General features: G+C 67.1%; 27 protein-coding genes. 12 read left to right on the top strand and 15 right to left on the bottom strand.

Annotation, left to right across the window (positions count from 1 at the left end; all coding sequences use genetic code 11):
- The first annotated feature begins 151 nt into the window (after window positions 1-151).
- Window positions 152-391 carry a UPF0058 family protein gene (locus tag P0Y33_RS02995; RefSeq protein WP_279530077.1) on the top strand — a complete coding sequence of 80 codons (240 nt, stop codon included), beginning with the start codon at window positions 152-154 and terminating at the stop codon, window positions 389-391.
- A gap of 58 nt (window positions 392-449) precedes the next feature.
- On the opposite strand, the gene P0Y33_RS02990 is transcribed toward P0Y33_RS02995, so the two are convergent.
- Window positions 450-911 (bottom strand): DUF555 domain-containing protein, encoded by a 462-nt coding sequence (locus P0Y33_RS02990; protein ID WP_279529082.1) that lies wholly within the window; start codon window positions 909-911, stop codon window positions 450-452.
- Between the two features lie 104 nt (window positions 912-1,015).
- On the opposite strand from P0Y33_RS02990, the gene P0Y33_RS02985 reads away from it, so the two are divergent.
- Window positions 1,016-1,903: a DNA-3-methyladenine glycosylase family protein gene (locus P0Y33_RS02985; RefSeq protein WP_279529081.1), complete on the top strand. Its 888-nt coding sequence runs from the start codon at window positions 1,016-1,018 to the stop codon at window positions 1,901-1,903.
- A 1-nt stretch (window position 1,904) separates the two neighbouring features.
- On the opposite strand, the gene P0Y33_RS02980 is transcribed toward P0Y33_RS02985, so the two are convergent.
- Window positions 1,905-2,189, bottom strand: coding sequence for a DUF5789 family protein (locus P0Y33_RS02980; RefSeq protein WP_279529080.1), 285 nt, complete (start codon window positions 2,187-2,189; stop codon window positions 1,905-1,907).
- 120 nt (window positions 2,190-2,309) lie between these two features.
- Here P0Y33_RS02980 and P0Y33_RS02975 point away from each other — a divergent pair, with 120 nt between their 5' ends.
- The 3 genes from P0Y33_RS02975 (at window position 2,310) to moaC (ending at window position 4,668) form a co-directional block, all read left to right on the top strand.
- Window positions 2,310-2,600 (top strand): acylphosphatase, encoded by a 291-nt coding sequence (locus P0Y33_RS02975; RefSeq protein ID WP_279529079.1) that lies wholly within the window; start codon window positions 2,310-2,312, stop codon window positions 2,598-2,600.
- 138 nt (window positions 2,601-2,738) lie between these two features.
- Window positions 2,739-4,175 (top strand): NAD(P)H-hydrate dehydratase, encoded by a 1,437-nt coding sequence (locus tag P0Y33_RS02970; RefSeq protein WP_279529078.1) that lies wholly within the window; start codon window positions 2,739-2,741, stop codon window positions 4,173-4,175.
- Window positions 4,168-4,668 (top strand): cyclic pyranopterin monophosphate synthase MoaC, encoded by a 501-nt coding sequence (gene moaC, locus P0Y33_RS02965; RefSeq protein WP_279529077.1) that lies wholly within the window; start codon window positions 4,168-4,170, stop codon window positions 4,666-4,668. The genes P0Y33_RS02970 and moaC overlap by 8 nt, the downstream gene beginning before the upstream one ends.
- Before the next feature lie 6 nt (window positions 4,669-4,674).
- Here moaC and P0Y33_RS02960 read toward each other — a convergent pair whose 3' ends face one another.
- Together P0Y33_RS02960 and hflX are read right to left on the bottom strand one after the other, a co-directional pair.
- The gene (locus P0Y33_RS02960; protein ID WP_279529076.1) at window positions 4,675-5,319 is read right to left on the bottom strand and encodes a DUF1405 domain-containing protein; all 645 of its coding nucleotides are present in this window, start codon (window positions 5,317-5,319) and stop codon (window positions 4,675-4,677) included.
- Window positions 5,320-5,351: 32 nt separating this feature from the next.
- Entirely contained in the window at window positions 5,352-6,653 is a 1,302-nt protein-coding gene (gene hflX, locus P0Y33_RS02955) for a GTPase HflX (protein ID WP_279529075.1), read from the bottom strand.
- Window positions 6,654-6,747: 94 nt separating this feature from the next.
- On the opposite strand from hflX, the gene P0Y33_RS02950 reads away from it, so the two are divergent.
- Both P0Y33_RS02950 and P0Y33_RS02945 read left to right on the top strand, forming a co-directional pair.
- Window positions 6,748-7,074 carry an FUN14 domain-containing protein gene (locus P0Y33_RS02950; RefSeq protein WP_279529074.1) on the top strand — a complete coding sequence of 109 codons (327 nt, stop codon included), beginning with the start codon at window positions 6,748-6,750 and terminating at the stop codon, window positions 7,072-7,074.
- A 198-nt stretch (window positions 7,075-7,272) separates the two neighbouring features.
- Window positions 7,273-7,647 (top strand): group I truncated hemoglobin, encoded by a 375-nt coding sequence (locus P0Y33_RS02945; RefSeq protein ID WP_279529073.1) that lies wholly within the window; start codon window positions 7,273-7,275, stop codon window positions 7,645-7,647.
- Between the two features lie 21 nt (window positions 7,648-7,668).
- On the opposite strand, the gene P0Y33_RS02940 is transcribed toward P0Y33_RS02945, so the two are convergent.
- From P0Y33_RS02940 to P0Y33_RS02915, 6 genes are all read right to left on the bottom strand, one after another.
- Window positions 7,669-8,394, bottom strand: a complete 726-nt coding sequence (locus P0Y33_RS02940) for a ribosome assembly factor SBDS (protein ID WP_279529072.1) — start codon at window positions 8,392-8,394, stop codon at window positions 7,669-7,671.
- Window positions 8,395-8,494: 100 nt separating this feature from the next.
- Window positions 8,495-9,277, bottom strand: a complete 783-nt coding sequence (gene psmA, locus P0Y33_RS02935) for an archaeal proteasome endopeptidase complex subunit alpha (protein ID WP_279529071.1) — start codon at window positions 9,275-9,277, stop codon at window positions 8,495-8,497.
- A 3-nt stretch (window positions 9,278-9,280) separates the two neighbouring features.
- Complete coding sequence (locus P0Y33_RS02930; RefSeq protein WP_279529070.1) at window positions 9,281-9,760, bottom strand: Rpp14/Pop5 family protein; 480 nt, start codon at window positions 9,758-9,760, stop codon at window positions 9,281-9,283.
- A gap of 24 nt (window positions 9,761-9,784) precedes the next feature.
- Window positions 9,785-10,195: a hypothetical protein gene (locus P0Y33_RS02925; protein WP_279529069.1), complete on the bottom strand. Its 411-nt coding sequence runs from the start codon at window positions 10,193-10,195 to the stop codon at window positions 9,785-9,787.
- Between the two features lie 74 nt (window positions 10,196-10,269).
- Window positions 10,270-10,881, bottom strand: a complete 612-nt coding sequence (locus P0Y33_RS02920) for a class I SAM-dependent methyltransferase (RefSeq protein WP_279529068.1) — start codon at window positions 10,879-10,881, stop codon at window positions 10,270-10,272.
- A gap of 59 nt (window positions 10,882-10,940) precedes the next feature.
- On the bottom strand, window positions 10,941-11,690 hold the full coding sequence (locus P0Y33_RS02915; protein ID WP_279529067.1) for an RNase P subunit p30 family protein: 750 nt from the start codon (window positions 11,688-11,690) through the stop codon (window positions 10,941-10,943).
- A gap of 116 nt (window positions 11,691-11,806) precedes the next feature.
- Between P0Y33_RS02915 and P0Y33_RS02910 the strand changes: the two genes are divergently transcribed.
- Window positions 11,807-12,022: a DUF7501 family protein gene (locus P0Y33_RS02910; RefSeq protein ID WP_279529066.1), complete on the top strand. Its 216-nt coding sequence runs from the start codon at window positions 11,807-11,809 to the stop codon at window positions 12,020-12,022.
- Between the two features lie 4 nt (window positions 12,023-12,026).
- On the opposite strand, the gene P0Y33_RS02905 is transcribed toward P0Y33_RS02910, so the two are convergent.
- Together P0Y33_RS02905 and P0Y33_RS02900 are read right to left on the bottom strand one after the other, a co-directional pair.
- On the bottom strand, window positions 12,027-12,443 hold the full coding sequence (locus P0Y33_RS02905) for an RNA-binding protein (RefSeq protein WP_279529065.1): 417 nt from the start codon (window positions 12,441-12,443) through the stop codon (window positions 12,027-12,029).
- A gap of 67 nt (window positions 12,444-12,510) precedes the next feature.
- Complete coding sequence (locus P0Y33_RS02900) at window positions 12,511-12,717, bottom strand: DUF1918 domain-containing protein (RefSeq protein ID WP_279529064.1); 207 nt, start codon at window positions 12,715-12,717, stop codon at window positions 12,511-12,513.
- A gap of 174 nt (window positions 12,718-12,891) precedes the next feature.
- Between P0Y33_RS02900 and P0Y33_RS02895 the strand changes: the two genes are divergently transcribed.
- Window positions 12,892-13,458, top strand: coding sequence for an NUDIX hydrolase (locus P0Y33_RS02895; protein WP_279529063.1), 567 nt, complete (start codon window positions 12,892-12,894; stop codon window positions 13,456-13,458).
- Here P0Y33_RS02895 and P0Y33_RS02890 read toward each other — a convergent pair whose 3' ends face one another.
- The 3 genes from P0Y33_RS02890 to pyrB form a co-directional block, all read right to left on the bottom strand.
- Window positions 13,459-14,310, bottom strand: a complete 852-nt coding sequence (locus tag P0Y33_RS02890) for an alpha-amylase family protein (protein ID WP_279529062.1) — start codon at window positions 14,308-14,310, stop codon at window positions 13,459-13,461.
- Between the two features lie 273 nt (window positions 14,311-14,583).
- On the bottom strand, window positions 14,584-15,048 hold the full coding sequence (pyrI, locus tag P0Y33_RS02885) for an aspartate carbamoyltransferase regulatory subunit (protein WP_279529061.1): 465 nt from the start codon (window positions 15,046-15,048) through the stop codon (window positions 14,584-14,586).
- Window positions 15,049-15,050: 2 nt separating this feature from the next.
- Window positions 15,051-15,953, bottom strand: coding sequence for an aspartate carbamoyltransferase (pyrB, locus tag P0Y33_RS02880; RefSeq protein ID WP_279529060.1), 903 nt, complete (start codon window positions 15,951-15,953; stop codon window positions 15,051-15,053).
- A gap of 105 nt (window positions 15,954-16,058) precedes the next feature.
- On the opposite strand from pyrB, the gene P0Y33_RS02875 reads away from it, so the two are divergent.
- Genes P0Y33_RS02875 through P0Y33_RS02865 form a run of 3 tightly spaced genes read left to right on the top strand, consistent with a single transcriptional unit; the run spans window position 16,059 to window position 17,804 of the window.
- Entirely contained in the window at window positions 16,059-16,499 is a 441-nt protein-coding gene (locus tag P0Y33_RS02875) for a cupredoxin domain-containing protein (protein ID WP_279529059.1), read from the top strand.
- A gap of 12 nt (window positions 16,500-16,511) precedes the next feature.
- Window positions 16,512-17,150 (top strand): MinD/ParA family ATP-binding protein, encoded by a 639-nt coding sequence (locus P0Y33_RS02870; RefSeq protein ID WP_279529058.1) that lies wholly within the window; start codon window positions 16,512-16,514, stop codon window positions 17,148-17,150.
- Window positions 17,151-17,177: 27 nt separating this feature from the next.
- Complete coding sequence (locus P0Y33_RS02865) at window positions 17,178-17,804, top strand: RAD55 family ATPase (protein WP_328518035.1); 627 nt, start codon at window positions 17,178-17,180, stop codon at window positions 17,802-17,804.
- Window positions 17,805-18,008 lie beyond the last annotated feature (204 nt).

Here is an 18,008-nt window from a genome sequence, read left to right as displayed (position 1 = left end):
TGGGTTGGCTCCCGTAAAAGCTTTTCAGCGTCGGATCGCCGCCGACGGTGGCCGGTAGTTTTCGACGTATTAGCCGAGAACAGAAGAGCTAGAGCGTGTTAACGGTCCTCAAGATAATACTATAATCCCCTGGCTGTTAGAAATGGTTGTCATGAAGAAGCAGGAGCTCATCCACCTGCACGGCCTTCTCGCAGAAGTAAGCAATTACTACGAAGAGTACGAGGAGGGGCAGGTACCGCTCGACGAGTACGACTCGCTCGGCGTTCGACCGACGTCGATTCACAAATCGAAAACAGACCACAAAGCAGCCGTCTTCGCCCTGGCCGACGGGATCACCACCGCGATGGGCGACGAAGCCGAAACCGAGAAGGTCGCCGCACAAGCCGACTAACGCCGATTCTGCTGCAGTCCGTCTCTCTCCTGACGACCACCCGTAGCGACCACACCAGTCACTCGTCGACCAGGTCGTCGAACTCCGGGAGGTCGTCTGCGTCGTCTCCCGTGCCGGCCGCGCCGGCCGTCGTCCCGTCGTCCGGGGCGGCCGACCCCTCCCCTCCGGCTCCTGCTTCGATTTCCTCGACTGCGTCGACCGTGAGTACGTCGAGTGGGACGTTCTCCATGCGCTGTCCGATCTCCTTGCGGGCGATCCGGGCGGCGTGTTCGTCCCGGTCGACGTCGAAGACGGTCATCTCCAGTTCGAGTGCGACGAGGCTCTCGTCGGCGGCGAGGAACGCGGGGTCCAGCGTCTCCGAGCAGTGCGGACAGGTCCGTTCACCCATCTCGATCTCCACGTAGCTGAGGTCGGGGTTGAGCATCTCCCCCGTCTTCGCGATGGCGATGCGCACCGCCTCGTCGGGCGACGAGACGTCGTACACCGGGACGGCGGCTTCGACGACGACACGGCGATCCATACACGTGTGTTCGCGGGCGCCTACAAAAACTCCGTGGCCACTGTTAGCACGGGTCGGCGGAGTAATCGACAGCCTTCTCGGCGCCGAGTGCCAACTCGGGAGCGATGGAAACGGGCGCGATTCCGGTCGCCGACGTACCGGGACCGGTCGACGTACAGGCGACGATCGAGAGCGGACAGACATACCTCTGGTGGCGCGAGGACGGCCGCACCTACGCGGAGTCGGACAACCACGGTGGCGACGCCTGGTACGCGACCGTCGTCGACGGCGAGGTCGTCCGCGTCCGCCAGCGCGATGGCGCGCTGGAGTGGGAGTCGACGACCGACGCCGTCCCCCTCCTCCGGGAACTGCTCCGACTGGACGACGACCTCGACGCGATCGCCGAGGCGACGCCCGACGACCCGCTCCTCGACGCCGCCTACGAGCGCTACCCGGGGATGCGCGTCCCCAACGACCCGTTCTTCGGCTGTCTCGTCTCCTTCATCTGCTCGGCGCAGATGCGGGTCGAGCGCATCTTCGCGATGCAACAGGCCCTCCGCGAGACGTACGGCGACCCGGTCTCTTTCCAGGGCCGGACCTACCACGCCTTCCCGACGCCCGAGGCACTCGCCGACGCGACCGAGGGCGAGTTACGCGACCTTGGCCTCGGCTACCGCGCCCCCTACGTCCAGCGGACGGCCGACCTCGTCGCCTCCGGCGAGCACACCGCCGAGGACGTCCGCGGACTCCCCTACGAGGAGGCACGCGAGGCCCTCACCGAGTTCGTCGGCGTCGGGGACAAGGTGGCCGACTGCGTCGCGCTCTTCGGGCTCGGTCACCTCGAAGCCGTCCCCTTGGACACGTGGATCCAGTCGGCCATCGAAGACCACTACCCCGACTGTGCACGGGAGAACTATCGGGAGACCTCGCGGGCTATCCGCGAGCGCTTCGGGCCCTACGCCGGGTACGCACAGACCTACGTCTTCCACTACCTGCGGAATCGCGACGCCTAGCTCAGAACGACTGTTCCTCGCGGTCCTGCCGGTCGGTCGACGACCGGTCGTCGTACGCTTTCCGCCCGATGTGTGCCTCGTCGAGTCGGCCGGCGAGCGCCCCGTAGGCCTCGTCGACCGAGTGGAACGTCTCCACCTCGGTTCGTTCGAGGGCGTCCGAGACGGACGTCGATTCGCCGTTGGGCGCCTCGATTTCGAGGTCGCCGAAGGTCTCGACGAGCGTCTCGCGGTCGGCCGGATACTGCTGGTCCTGTTCGAGGTGCTCGCGAACGTCGGGCAGTCGCATCGATACGTGGTTATCTTTCGTGAGGGATATGCGTGGTGGCGGCGACAGGCGGTCGCGACCGACTGGCCACTTATGTACTCGAACCGAGTATATAACTGACCGCGCGTCGAAACGCCGTCCATGAGCGAGCACGACGACGAGCGTGTCCGCGCCCACGTGTTCGTCTCCGGGACAGTACAGGGAGTGTACTACCGTGCGAACACACGCGACGCGGCCCGCGAACGCGGTGTCGACGGGTGGGTCCGCAACCTCGACGACGGCCGCGTCGAAGCGGTGTTCGAGGGACCGGCGGCGGCCGTCGAGTCGATGGTGGAGTGGTGTCACACCGGCAGTCCGGCCGCCGACGTCGCGGACGTGACGGTCGAGTACGAGGAACCGGCGGGCGAGGACACGTTCACCGTGCGCCGGTAGGGACCGGAAATATTTGGGGGTATACTTACTCCCACTGGGAGAGTCTCCCATACTGGGCACAGCCGGTTTCGGTTCGTTTTCCGTGATAGTTCCCGGTGTCGCGAGGTTTTACGACGGCGGCGGTCGAAGCGCCGGCCGATGATTACGAGCACGCGTATGGCGGCCGTCGACCGCAACGCGGCGGCCCTCGGCGTCGGCCAGAAGCAGTTGATGGAGTCGAGTGGCAACGCGGTCGGGCGCGTCGTCACCGACGTCGCGGCCCCCGACGACTCGGTGGCCGTCGTCGCCGGTCGCGGGAACAACGGCGGCGACGCCTTCGTCGCGGCGCGCTTCCTCTCCGGGTTCGACGTCACCGTCCACCTGCTCGGTCGGCCTGAGTCCATCTCGACCGAGATTTCGCGCGAGAACTGGGAGGCCCTGGCGGAGTGCGAACTCGACACGGAAGTCGTCCGCGACTCGCGTGCCCTCGACCTCGACGACCCCGACGTGGTCGTCGACGCCCTCCTCGGGACCGGTATCGGCGGCGCGCCCCGCGAACCCGAGGCGTCCGCCATCGAAGCCATCAACGCCACCGAGGCGACCGTCGTCTCGGTCGATGTCCCCTCGGGACTCGACGCCGACACGGGCGAGGCCGCGGGCGCCGTCGTCGACGCCGACCGCGTCGTCACCTTCCACGACGTGAAACCCGGTCTCGAAGGGTTCGACGGCGTCACGGTCGCGGACATCGGCATCCCCGAGGCCGCCGAGCGCTTCGTCGGCCCCGGCGACCGCCTGTTCCTCTCGCGCGACCCACAGGCCCACAAGGGCGACTTCGGGAGGGTGACCGTCGTCGGTGGGGGACCCTACACCGGTGCCCCCGCGCTCGCCGCGCAGTCGGCACTTCGGGCGGGCGCGGACCTCGCCTACGTCGCCTGCCCCGAACCGGTCGCCGACGAGGTGCAGGGCTACTCGGAAGACCTCATCGTCGAACCGTTCGTGGGCGAGCGCCTCCAACCCACCCACGTCGACGACCTGCTGGAACGGGTCGACGAGCGGGACGTCGTCGTCCTCGGGCCGGGCCTCGGCGACGCCGACGACACCCGTCGCGCCGTCGCGCAGTTCCTCGAAGCCTACGAGGGGCGGGCCGTCGTCGACGCGGACGCGCTCCGGGCCGTCCCCGACGTCGAGACGGACGCCACGCTCGTCTGCACGCCCCACCAGGGCGAACTCGCCGAGATGGGTGGCCCTCGCAGCGACGACTGGGAGGAACGGGCCACCCTGGTCGCCGAGTTCGCGGCCGACCTCGACCACACGCTCCTCGTGAAGGGCGCCTACGACGTGATTTCGGACGGCGAGACGACGCGCGTGAACCGGACGGGTAACCCCGGCATGACCGTCGGCGGAACCGGCGACGTCCTCGCGGGCGCGACGGGCGCGCTCCTCTCGACACAAGACCCCGTCCAGGCGGCCTCGCTCGGCGCGTACGCGAACGGACTCGCCGGCGACGCCGTCGTCGACGAACAGGGCTACGGCCTGCTCGCGAGCGACTTGCTTACGGCGCTCCCGCACGCACTCTGGGGTGAACACGATGACTGAGGACTCCGACACCGAGCGCGACGAACTCACGCACACCACCGAAGAGGGCGAGGTCCAGATGGTCGACGTCGGCGCCAAACCCGACACCGAACGCCGCGCCGTCGCGCGCGGCGAGATTCGACTCACCGAGTCGACCGTCGAAGCCATCCGCGGTGACGAAGTCGAGAAGGGCGACGTCCTCGCGACGGCCCGTGTCGGGGCGGTACAGGCGGTGAAACACACGTGGGAGACCATCCCGATGTGCCACCAGATCCCCATCACGAACGTCGAGACGGACTTCTCGGTCGAGACCGAGCGCGTCGTCCTCGAAGTCGCCGTCGAGACGACGGGCAAGACTGGCTGCGAGATGGAGGCCCTCGAAGGAGTCACGACCGGCCTGAACGTCGTCTGGGACATGGTGAAGGCCGCCGAGAAGGACGAGGCGGGTCAGTACCCCGTGACGGGAATTACCGACGTCGGAGTCGTCTCGAAGGAGAAACGAGTTCTCGACTGACTCGTCCTACTCGCGGACGGCTTCAGCGACTGCCTCTCGCCACGACGTCCCCTCGTCCATGCAGTACCACGCGAGCGCGACGCACGCGACGGAGAGGAGGACGGTGACGACGGGGACGACGCCCAGTTCCTCCGCGCGGAGGCGCGGGTAGATGGCGAACCCGTAGTCGACGGCGTCGTTCAGGAGGAACCAGCCGAGGACGACGGCGAGCGCGGGCTTGCTCGTCCGGCCGTAGTACGGAATCAGGAAGGCCTCGCCGACCATCACGAGGTGAGTGAGGAGGATGCCGAAGTACTCCCAGAGGTCCGGGTAGTAGAGTGGAAAGAAGTAGTTGAGGACGAACGCGGTCCACAGTCCGTACTTCAGGCAGGCGGCGAACGCCAGCGTGTTCAGCACGTCGAGGACCGGCGAGGAGGGGTAGCGGGCGCGGGCGACTGGGTAGAGCGTGAGGAGACTCCCGGTCACGAGCGCGAGCGCGAGCGGACTGTCGATCAGGAGTGGCCACCCGTACACCGGCACTTCCGAGAGTTGGGGCAGGTAGAAACGGAGACCGACGAAGAACCCGAGTCCGTTGACGAGGAGGAGCGCGAGGCGGCCCGCCGGTTCGTCGAGGTAGGTTCGGGCGACCCACGCGGGAAGTGGAGAACGCATACGTCCGCCTTCCGGCGGCAGCTAAAAAGTACTCAGGCTTCGGCGAGCGAACTCGCCTTCGAGCGCGTCTGCTCGACGATGGACTCGCGCGCCTCGAACTCGACGACGACGTGCTCGTCGCCGTAGTCGACGTCCTCCACGTAGGCGTGGTCGTGGACCCACGAGACGACGCTCATCGTGTCCTCGGTCATCGGGAGGACGAGGCGTTCGTGCTGGCGTTCGGGCAGTTCCTCGTGGATGCGCTGGCGCAGTCCGTCGAGGTTGACCTCGTCTCTGCCGCTGACGACGACGGGGTCGGGCGCGAGCGCCGAGAGCGCGCGCTGTTTTTCCGCGAGTTCCTCGGAGTCGACCTCGTCGACCTTGTTGAGGACGGTGACGATAGGTGCGCTGTTGCGCTCGTAGAGCGTGTCGTGGCTCGTCACCAGTTTCTCGCGCATCTCGTCGACCGATTCGGTGGCGTCGACGACGAGGAGGACGAGGTCCGCCTGGTAGACGGAGTCGAGCGTCGACTTGAACGACTCGACCAGCCAGTGGGGGAGGTCGGAGATAAACCCCACCGTGTCCGTCAGGAGGACGTCCCGGCGGTCCATGTCCATCCGGCGGGTCGTCGTCCCGAGCGTGGTGAACAGGCGGTTCTCGGACTCCGCCGTGGAGTCGAGGTCCGGGTGGAGGTCGTCGTTCTCGTCGACGTCGAGGTCCTCGGCGAGCGCGCGCATCAGCGTCGACTTCCCGGCGTTCGTGTAGCCCGCGAGAGCGACGAGGTCGAAGCCGGATTCGCGGCGCTGCTCGCGGCGCTGTTGCTCGTCGTGCTCGATGGCCTCGAGTTCGTCGCGGATGCGCGAGATCTGGGCCTTGATGTCCTTCTCGCGGGACTCGTCGTACTCACCGAGGCCCATGAACCCGGGCTTCTCGTCGCGCTTGGCGAGGCTCGTCTTCGCCTCGGCCCGCGGCAGTTCGTAGCGGAGTTCCGCGAGTTCGACCTGGAGTTGGGCCTTGCGCGTCTGGGCGCGCTGGCCGAAGATGTCCAGGATGAGCGTGAAGCGGTCGTCGACGTCGACACCGTCCGGGAGTTCTTTCCCGAGGTTGAACTTCTGGTACGGCCCGAGGCGGTTGTCGAAGACGACGCGCGAGGCGTCGCGCTGGGCCACCTTGCGGGCCAGTTCCGCTGCTTTCCCCTCGCCGAGTTGGAGGGCGGGGTCGGCTTTGCGTGTCTGCGTCACCTCCCCGACGACTTCGTAGCCGGCCGCCTCGGCGAGGTGCCGAATCTCGGCCGTGTCCGCGTCGCCGCTATCGACTCGTTTCGCGACGACGACGGGTTCGGTCTGTCCTTTCACTGAACTAATTGTAGGGGCTGAAAGCACTTAAGCACCCGCCGCGTTCCCCACAGAAGGCAAAAGAGACTTGCCCGCTGGTGGCCTCTCTTAGGGTATGCCTCTACCCTTCGACATCAACCCGACCTCCCTGGGCTTCGAGTTCGGGTCGGGTGCGGTCATCGGCGGTCTCGTCGGCTTCGCGGCCAAGAAGATCGCCAAGGTCATCGCGGTCCTCATCGGACTCGAACTCGCCCTGTTCAAGTTCCTCGAGTCGCGCCAGATCATCGACGTGAACTGGAACAAACTCACGGCGGGCCTCGTGAACGTCGCCGAGGACGCCACCGCGCAGACGCCCCCATCGTGGGTCTCGACGATTCTCTCGACGCTCTCCATCTCCGCCGGATTCACGGGTGGGTTCTACGTCGGATTCCGGAAGGGGTGACCGATACGCTTTTTCCTCCAGTTTTTGCGAGTGAGCGAAGCGAACGACGCAAAAAGTGGGGATTCACTGGAGGATTCTACGTCGGATCCCGGAAAGGATAGCTCTCGTTCTCCATTCCTTCTGCTGGTTGGTACCGTCCCTCATCGCTAACACGTTCGGCGTCACCTACTCCACGGTCACGCCACTACCACCGTGTGAATGTCACAGCAGAGTCTCTACGCGGAAATCGGCGGTCGCGAGGCCGTCGAGGCAGTCGTCTCGGACTTCTACGACCGTATGTTCGCCGACGAATCGCTCACTCCCTACTTCGAGGACACCGACGAGGACGAACTGTTCGCCCACCAGGTGCAGTTCATCAGCGCCGTCGCCGGCGGGCCGGTCGAGTACGACGGCACGGACATGGAGGAAGCCCACGACCACCTCGGCATCACCCACGAGGCGTTCGACAAGACGGCCGAGAACCTGGAGGCGGCGCTCCGCGAGAACGGCGTGAGCGAGGAGAACAGGGAGGCGATCCTCTCGAAGGTCGAAGCGCTCCGCGAACCGGTCGTGACCGAGAGCGCGAGCGACTGACTACGGCCCCAGTTCGCCGCGTCAGCGCGTCTTCAGGTCGTCTTTGTCTTTGACGACGCGCGTCTCGGCGTTGCCCTCCGAGACCTCGTTGGCAAGACTGTAGAAGTCGTTCTGCATCCCGGCGGGGAAGGTGATGACGCCGACCCACGAGCCGTCGGCCTGCCACTCCTCGCGTTCGAGGTCGCCGAACTCGCGGAGTTGGGCCTGCCCGCTGCCCGCGTAGTCGGCGGGGAGTTGGACGGCGACGGTGATCTCCTCGAAGCGGATGGGGATGACCGGCCGGAGGGCGTCGAGGGCGTCGTCGACCTGGTTCTCGACCGGTTCCATCGGGTCGACCGTGAATCCGGCCTGTTCGAGCGCGTTCTCGATACGCTCGGGTGGGTGTGGCGCGTTGTCCATCTGCGGGTTGACCGCGTTCCGCGTGATGGTATTGACCAGTTGCTTTCGCTTCTGCTCTTGCATCTCCTTTCGCTGCTCGGCGGTGATCTGGATCTCCCCGCGTTCGATGACCTCCGGGATGATCTCCATCGGGTCGGTGGTGCCGAACACTTCCTCCAGGTCCTCTTCGGCGGGACGGTCCCCGCGCGAGGCGTTCTCGAAGACGTCGCGAGCGGCGATGACGTCCTCCAGGTCGCCGTCGAACTCCCCGCGTTTGATGGCGAGTGCAGCGTCGGGGTCGACCAGCACTTCGAAGCGTTCCCCGTGGGTTTCGAGGCGGGCGGTGACGGCCTCGTCGAGCGAAATCATACACGGCACTTGCCTCCCGTCCCCCAAAGGTGTTTCCGCGCGAGGGCAGGGACAGCGTCGCCACTGAGGTAGGTCGAGCGGGGAAAGAAGAGTGCGGGACTTACTCCTCGCTCTCCTCGGAGTCGGACTCCTCGGCTTCCTCCTCGTCGGTGGCGAGGAGATCCTCGGTCTCGAGGTACTCTTCGATCTCGTCGTTAGTCAGTTCGATGAACGAGCGACTCTCGGCGTCGACCGTCGCGACGCCGACGCCTTCGGGGGCGAGACCCTCGTCGTGGACCTCACCGAGCGCGCGGAGCGCGAGCCCGACGGCCTCGTCGAGTTCGAGGTCCTCGGAGTACTCCTCTTCGAGTTGGGCCTGGATGTCGTCGCGGCCCGACCCGATGGCGAGGGCCTTCCACTCGTTGGGCGTGCCGGACGGGTCCGTCTCGTAGAGACGGGGCGTGCCGTCGTCGTCGACGCCGCCGATGATGAGCGCGACGCCGAACGGGCGGGCGCCGCCGACCTGCGTGTACTGCTGGATGTGGTCGGTGACGTCCTTCGTGAGCGTCTCAACGCCGATCGGCTCGCTGTAGCGGAGGCGGTTAACCTGCGCGTTACGGCGAGCGAAGTCGATGAGCTGGCGGGCGTCGGCGACGTGACCCGCGGAGGCGATACCGATGTGGTTGTCTGCCTTGTGAATCTTCTCGACGGAGGTCTCCTCCATCAGGGGCGAGCGGATGCGCTTGTCGACGACGAGAACGACGCCGTCCTTCGCGCGGACCCCGATAGATGCGGACCCTCGTTTGACCGCCTCCCGGGCGTACTCCACCTGGTAGAGGCGACCGTCCGGAGAGAAGATCGTGATGCCACGGTCGTAGGCTTGCTGTTGGGATTGTCCCTGCATAGTTTACTCCAAATCAGAGCGTGTCGCACCCACGAACGACCCGTCACAGTCGACGTCGACTCGGCTATCGCGGGCGATAGCGCGACGGGATTCGTTCCTGAACACGACCGTTTCCTCTGCCGAATTTTCAAGCGCGCCATTCAAATACTTTTCTTCCGCGGCACGCACCGTCCCTGAAACACCTCGGACGTGGACGCCGACGTCGTCGTCGCGGACCGAGTCGACGCAGGCGAGGGCGGCCCGTGCCTCCTCGACGTGACCGCGGCGCGCCCGGACGATGGTCTCTCCCGTCCCGTCCGCGAAGTCGAAGGAGAGCACCCGGAGGTCGGCGTCCGCGCTGACGGGGTCGCCGAGGAGGTTCTGCGCGGCGAACCAGACCGACCGCTGGAAGTCGCTCCGCGAGAGGTCGGCGTCGGGCCACGTCTCCAACCCCACTGCGAGGTAGCGCCACCGCGGCCGGAGGTGCTTCGGCAGGTGTTTCATCGACCGAGAGTTGGTGGTGTGACGTTAAGGACGTTGGGAGTCACCACGGCCACCGGGGACGACTGCCGGCGTCTCCCTCGCCGTCCACCGTGGACGGAGACACACCTCGACGCCCGCGAAGACGATTCCCACGACGGCGAACGCCGACGCGGGCGCGACACCCAACGGAACACCGCCGTGCAGGACGAAGAGTGCGAGCCCCACCGGCGAACCGACCGGACCGAGGAATCCGTACTGGAGGGCGAGGAAGGCCGGGAGTCCGCCGACGAGTGCCCACCCGGCGAATAGCGCGACGGTACTCGCCCCGCGACCGTCGAGGAGGACGCCGGCCGCGACCCCGACGAATCCCGAGAGGACGGCGATCGTGACGCTCGCGACGACGACGTCCCACCGGTCCCGCGCGGGTCCGGACGGTGGCGCTGCGTGTGCGACCATGTCGTGGTGTCGCACGCCACTCGACAAAGAGGTTGTCCCCGTACCGGGCCGAAGCGCGACTACCTCTTCGCGGCCTACAGTGCGCGCTCGGCCACTAGCACGCCGGCTTGCTCGTGGACCATCTCGACGGCTGTGAGGGCGTAGCCGGCGTCGGTGAACGCGTCGGCGAGGACGCCGACCGTCGCCGGGTCGTCGACATCGGGGTCGTAGAACTCGACTTCAGGGTTCGGTTCGCCGAAGAACATCACGTCACCGAGGACGATTTTCTCGGGTTCGAGTCCGGCGAGGACGTCGATGGCCTCGCGTTTTTCCTCGTCGGCGAGGTGGTGCATCGCGTAGTTCGAGGTGACGATGGAGACGTCGGTCTCTCCACCGACGTTCGGTTCGCGGAAGGTCCCACGGCCGAATTCGACGTTCTCCAGGCCGCGTTCCTCGGCCTTCTCCCGGGCCTGCGCCATCATCCCCTCGGAGACGTCGCGACCGACGACTCGGCCGGCGTCCGGCGCGAGGGCGAGCGCGATGGCGCCGGTCCCGCAGCCGACGTCGAGGACCACGTCGTCGGGACCGGGGTCGGCGTGGTCGACGACGAGACGGGCACACTCGTTGTACTCGAGCGACTTCTCCTCGTCGTACTCGGCGGCGAGGTCGTCGAAGCGTGCGGCGTGCTCCTCGATAGACTTCTTCATACGTGTGTGTCGGGCGGCGACGACCATGAACGCGACGACTGCTCGCCTTTCCGAGATTCTCACTCGCCCCCTTCGGTCGCTCGTTCCGAATCTCGTTCGTACCTCCCCTTCCGAACTCCCGGTGCCACGAACTCCTCGGACAGTCTCTCACGGTTGCGCGCGGCGAGGTGCCCCCACTCTTCGAGTCCCGCCCGAATCTGCTCGCGTTCGAAGCCGATAGTCTCTCCCACGGCGAACAGTTCCCTGGGAGCGCGCAACTGGAGGTGTGAACGCGGACTAGCGCTCACGACGAAGGGGACCTCGTACTTCTCGACGAGTTCGCGGAGTTTGCGGAGGCCACGGAGGGCCTGGACGCGGGGACCCCCGTCCGTCCGGAGGACCGCACCGAGGTCGAACTCAACGCGGACGTCGTTCTCGGCGGCGGCCCGTACGATGACGTGGTTGACGTCGCCCTCGCCGGCCATCGGGTCGGCCAGCACGTCGACCATCGGCTCCTCGGCGGCGAACCGGTTGAGCGCGGGCGTCCCCCCGCGTACGAGGAGAATGGTGTACTGCTCTCGGAGGTTCGAGATCCTCCCTCCGGCCGACGAGACGCCCTCCGGGGCGAGTTCGACGCCCGAGACGACGTCGATCTCGCCGTCGCCGCCGTAGCCGTCCGGGTCGTACCCCCCCTCGGGTGCCGACGGGGCGGGCCGTCGCTCGGGCGGGTTCCGGACGACGACGCCATCGAAACCGAGCGACGCGGCGGTGTCGGCGTGCCGTCTGACCGTACTCTCGCCCACCGGGTGCGCGCAGACCGCCTCGTACATACTTCGACGTACGGCCCGCTCGACGTATAAAGCCAGTCAAGGCCGTCGACCGACCACCCCGGGAGCGCTTCCACCCCATAGCTTTATTTCGGTCGGGTCACCTCGAACGAGTAGAAATGTCGGATCGCGAAGAAAGGGGGGAGGACGTCGCACACCCGTTCGATCGGTCGGCCTGCCCCTTCTGCGGCGAGTCCCTCGACGCGCGCGGGACCGGGTTCCTCGAACACCTCCGAGAGAACCCCGAGTGCCGGCGCGAACTGGACTCGTGGCGTGACCGCCGTGGTCATCTCGACGATTCCGACGCCGATACCGACGCCGGCGACGACGAGTGACCCGCTACAGGGCCTCGCGGGCGTTCTCGACGGCGGCCTCGCGCTTCGCGGGGTACGCCTCGACCTTCGCGCGGAAGGTGATCCCCTGACCGAGCGCGGACTCGCCCTGGAAGGCGGCCTGCTTGTCGAGGTGAGCCATGAACGCACAGTTCTCGTTGACCCGCTGGTCGAGTTCCTCGCGGAGTCGTTCGAGGTCGGCGCCCTCGCGGAGTTGTTCGATGACGTGGCGCATCTCGTCGGAGCGCTCGACGCGGGCGGAGAGCACGAGGATGCGGTCGCCGTGGTGACCACGGCTCTCCGCACGCTGGATCTCGACCTCCTCGGGGAGGTAGTGTTCGAGCGCGCGGACGACGCGCTGTTCGTCCTCCGTGTCGTAGGCGAACGTCCGGAGGTCGATGTAGTGGAAGGGAACGTTACTCATTACGTCGGAATAGGGTGTGGAGACTCAAAAGGACTGCTCGACGGCGCGAGCGGCGACGCCGCGCGGTTTACTCTTCGTCGTCTTCTTCGGTCTCTTCCTCGGCGGCCTCGAGGCTGCTCTCGGGGACGCCAGCCTCCTGACCGTCTTCGAAGGAGACGGTGTAGTTGACGTCGCCGAACATCGTCTCGCTGACCTGCGTGATCTCGCCGACCTCGCCGTCGTACTCGCTGTGCTCTTCGTGCAGGACGACCGTGTCGCCTTTCTCGAAGCTCATACCTCTGCGTTTTAGCGGCCCAACCAAAAGCCACCCGATTCGGTCGGAACCGGTCTGCCACTGACAGAAACGTTATCCCACGTCCGCCAGAATGTGTGAGTATGACACACCTCTCGTCTCCGCGGCTGCCGACACGCGACCGGCCACCAAGTACACCCGACAGGGAGCGGACAGATGACCGTTGATCGGCTCTGGTTCCTCGCGAACCGCGCCGCCCAGCGGGGCGAACAGGCCTACCACCGCCTCCGCGAGCGCCACGAGGGCTTCATCGAACTCGAACGAACCCGGCACGTCTCCCGGCAGCGCTTTCGCACCCTCGCCGAACGGATCAACCGCTCCGGAGCACCCTACGGCGCACACACCGTCGTCTACCGCCCGTCGGGCGAACTGCTCCTCGTCCGCCACGAGGGTGTCGACAAGTGGGTCCTCCCCGGCGGCGGTGTCGACGACTGCGACGACGACTTCCGCGAGACCGCCGCGCGCGAACTCGCCGAGGAAGCCGGTATCGAGGCCACCTACGAGGGACTCGCAATGCTGACGAAACTCACGATCCGGAGCGGGGGCCACCAGACGACCGGCGTCCTCCCCATCTTCGCGGCGCGGCCGTGTGACGTCACGCTCGACGTCCGCGACCCCGACGGCGAAATCTCCGCCGCCCGGTGGTTCGACGACCTGCCGGCGGACACCCGCGACCGCGCGCAGTTGAAGCGGTGGCGACAGCGCTCGCTCGGCGTCGCCTGACTACTCGGCGTCGCCCGACTCCTCCGCACCCCACTCGACGCCCTCGCGCGTCTCGGCGTCCATCCGCCGGAGCACCGCGCGGGCGTTCCCCGAATGGTAGCCGAAGTAGACGTTGTCGGCGTACGCGTCGACGACTTCCGCGGCGTGGCCGAGGTTCTCGACGTCGACGTCGACGGCGTAAAGTTCGACGCTGAATCGGGTGTCGGCGTCGAGGAGGTCGCCGAAACCGGAGGCGATGGTCTCCAGCCAGTAGGTCGTCCCGTAGGCGGTGTCGTAGAGCGGGACGACGAACTCGTCGACGTACTCCGCGAGGGCGTCGAGGTCGAGTCCCGCGCGCTCGTAGAGGTGGTCGGGGTAGGGGTCGGGATAGAGCGTGAGGTAGAGGTCGCCCGGCACCCGCTCGCGGGCGGCGGCGACGAAGTCGGTGATCACGCTCGCTCGCCAGTCCTCGCGGTCGTCGAAGTCGCTCGCGGCGAAGCGCTCCTCGCAACGCTCGCAGTGACAGTACTCCGCGCGTGGGAAGCCCACGTCGTCGAGACGGACGTCGTCGTTGGCGATGGTGCAGGCCTCGATGACCTCGAAGAGCCCCTCCTTGTAGCGTTCGGCGGTGGGGCACACGTACCCCCAGTCGAAGAACTCCCGTTCGCGGGTGGCCTCGTTGCCCTCGTCGTCGACGGGGACGAGGTCCGGTTCGGTCTCGGCGGTGGCCGTATCCCCGAAACAGGAGACCATGTTCACGCCGCCGTCGACCGGGTCCTCGTGACGTCCCGTCACGTCCTTCACCTCGTAGAACCCGCGGTCGAACTCCGGCCAGTCGAGTTCCTCCGCGTTCCGCGTGACCACCCCGTACATACCTCCGGATTACGCGCCCGGACGCAAGAGTCGTTCGCTCCCGGACGCGACCGAGAGCGGAGAGAAACGCGTCAGTCGATACGGTCGATTTCCTCGGCCGGCGTGCCCTCGTCACCGGTGAGGACCTTCCAGACGAGCGCGATCAACAGCAGTGCGACGGCGACCTTGACGATTGTGCGCGGCATGGTCGAGCGTACGGAAGCCTGTACTAAATCCCTTCGGGGAGGGCCACCCGCGATGGCCGCCGTCGCGACGGGCGACGCCGGGACCGTCTCAGGCCTGGAGGTGGTCGGTCAGGTCCTCGCGGACGATGGTGCCGCAGTAGTCACAGCGGACGCCGTCGGAGATGACGTCGAAGCGCGTCTCGACCGGTTCGCCCGCGTTGGTGATGCAGTCGTCGTTCGGGCACGCGAGGACGCCGACGACGGTTTCGGGGGGTTCGACGTGTTTCTTCTCGACGACCTCGTAGTCGCGGACGATGTTGATGGTCGCGTCGGGCGCGATGAGCGAGAGGACGTCGAGTTCCGACTGGCTCAACTCCTTGCCCTCGACTTTCACGATGTCCTTGTGGCCCATCTGCTCGGAGGGGACGTTCATCCCGAGGCTGACGGTCTCGCCGCCGGAGCCGTCGATACCGAGGATGGCGAGGACGTGGAGCGCCTCGCCGGCGGTGACGTGGTCGATGACGGTGCCGCTCTGGATCTTGCTGACGCGGAGTTGTTGGTCTGTCTCGGACATGGTCACAGGAGGAGGTCGAGCAGCGCCATCCGGACGGGGACGCCGTTGTGTGCCTGCTGGAAGTACGTCGCGTTCGGGAGGTCGTCGACGTCGGGCGCGATCTCGTCGACGCGTGGGAGCGGGTGCATGACTGCGAGGTCCTCGTGGCCGTCGAGGGTCTCCGCGTCGATCTGGTACTGGCCCGCGACCTTCCGGTACTCCTCCTCGTCGGGGAAGCGCTCCTGCTGGATGCGGGTGACGTACAGCACGTCGAGGCTGTCGAGGACCTCGTCCAGTTCTTCGTGTTCGCGCACCTGCGCGCCCGACTCGTGGAGGTCGTAGCGGACGCTCCGCGGGAGGCGGAGGCTCTCGGGGCTGACGAAGTGCTGGCGGACGTCGAAGTTGGTGAGCGCGTGCGCGAGCGAGTGGACCGTCCGGCCGTACTTCAAGTCGCCCATGATGCCGACCGAGAGGTCGTCGAGGCCGCCGGCCTGCTCGCGCATCGTGTAGAGGTCGAGGAGCGTCTGACTCGGGTGGTGGCCCGCGCCGTCGCCCGCGTTCACGACGGGGACGGAGACCTGCTCGCTGGCCATCTTCGCCGCCCCCTCGCGTGGGTGACGGAGGACGAGTGCGTCGGCGTACCCCTCGATGACGCGGACGGTGTCCGCGAGCGACTCCCCCTTCTTCACCGACGAGGACTCCACCGACCCCATGTCGATGGTGTCGCCGCCGAGACGCTTCATCGCGGTCCCGAAGCTCATCTTCGTGCGCGTGCTCGGCTCGAAGAAACAGAGCGCGAGCAGGGTGTCGGCGTGGCGGTCCCCCACCGCCTCGGGGTCGTCGGCCAACTCCCGCGCCCGGTCGAGGACGGTCTCGATGTCCTCGCGCGAGAGTTGTTTGGCCGTGAGCAAGTGGTCGTGGCGCATCACCGAAGAAGGTGTGCGCTGGTGCCTTGAATATCCCGGAACCGTCGACCGACCTGTCGCGAAATCGGGGATACTCACTTGTGCCACCCGTTCGCACACACGCGTATGGGAGAGAACCCGATCCGGACGCGACGCGACGTCCTCGCCGCGAGCGGCGCGCTCCTGACGACCGCACTCGCCGGCTGTGGCGGGGGCGGGAACGGTAACGGCGAGACGACCACCGTGCGCGGGGAACGAATCGAACTCGGTGCGAAGACCGAGGGGTGGGTCGGGCGCGTCCCGACGTCGATCGACGGGGAGACGAACCCGACGCTCCGGCCGGTCGTCGGACAGACCTACACCGTCGTCGTCGAGAACCTCGACGGCGTCCCCCACGACTTCGTCGTCGAGGACGGGAGCGGGAAGAAGATCGTCGAGTCCGAGACCGTCGACTCGCAGGGCGACACCACGAGCGTCACCTTCGAGGGGACGGCCGCGATGACGACCTACTACTGCAGTTACCACCCCTCCTCGATGCGCGGCGACGTGAAGCCCCAGCAGTCCTAACGTTCAGGTAGGATGGGGCGCCCACTCCGCCACCTGCTCGCCATCGCCGGGGGGAAGGGTGGCTGCGGGAAGACGACCGTGACGCTCGGACTCGCGGCCGCCTACGGCCGCCAGCGTCGTCCACTCGCGGTCGACGCCGACGTGGACACTCCGAACCTCCACCTCCTCGCGGGGACGCCACCGGATCCAGCCCCCGCTCCCGACGCCGACGGACGCGACCCGGCCGCTCGCGCACACCCCGCCAGCGACTACCGCGGCGTCGACGTGCTCCCGGCCGGCGGGACCGGAGACGCAATTCCGACGTCTCTGTTCGACCGACTCCCCGGCGACCGACCGGTGCTGGTCGACTGCCCGGCCGGTGCGAGCCGTGCCGCCGCGGACCCACTACGCCACGCCGACGCCGTGCTCCTCGTGACGACCGCCGACCCGCAGACCGTCGAGGACGCCCTCAAGACGGCCGCGATGGCGCGGACACTCGGCACGCGAGTCCTGGGCGTCGTCTGCAACCGGGTCGACACAGTCCCTCCCTCGCTGGCCGCGGCGTTCGACGCACCCTGTCTCGTGAGTCTCCCTCGCGTTCGCTCGGTGCCGACCGAGGCCTGCCGCGGGTCGTTCGACCGACTCGCGGCCGTGATGGGGCCGAACCCTTAACGTCGCGGGGGGAGTATCCGGGACCGTATGGTGGAACGGCTCCCGACCGGTATCGACGTCCTCGACCGTCAGCTCAACGGCGGACTCCCCGCCGGTAGCGTCGTCGCTTTCGAGGCCGCGCCGGCCAGCCAGGGGGAGCTGTTGCTCTACGAACTCTCGATCCCGCGTCAGACGCTCTACCTCTCGACCGACCGCAACGAGTCGGCCGTCGCCGACAGTTTCGAGCGCGCGACGGTCCCGGTCGGCGAACCCGACATCCAGTTCGTCCCCGGCGACGCCCCGCTCGACACCGCACGGCGCGCCTTCCGCAACATCGGGACCGAGGAGACCCTCGTCGTCGACCCCATCGACACCCTCGAACGCACGGACCGGGCGCGCTACGAGACGTTCCTGAACGAACTCTCGAACCACATGCAGAACACGAACAGTATCGCCATCCTCCACTGCCTGAAGGGCGACGGCGCGACCGAAGTTCGGGACACGACCGAACACATGGCCGACGTCGTCCTCGACCTCCGTACCCACCTGAGCGCCGGCGAAATCGAGAACCGTCTCGCCATCCCGAAACTTCGCGGGGGACGGGCGCTCTCCGAGGCGATCAAACTCAACCTCGAAGACCGGGTGCGTATCGACACCTCGCGCGACATCGCCTAGCAAGCCCTCGCGTCGACCGCCCACAAGCGGTCGCCGCTCGCCCTTGCAGAGTCTTCCGGAAATCGAAGATTTTCGGCGTCTGGCGAAGTCTCCGACTTCGCCGACATTGCGAACCCGGAGGGTTCGCTCAGTCTCGAAAGATCTTCGCTCTTTCGATGACCACCAGGACGCTCGCTGGCGCTCGCTCACAAGCGTACTGCCACG

Origin of the sequence: Halospeciosus flavus, assembly GCF_029814175.1 — an archaeon.
GTDB classification, from domain to species: Archaea; Halobacteriota; Halobacteria; order Halobacteriales; family Halobacteriaceae; genus Halospeciosus; species Halospeciosus flavus.
This window is presented reverse-complemented; position numbering and strand designations above follow the sequence as displayed.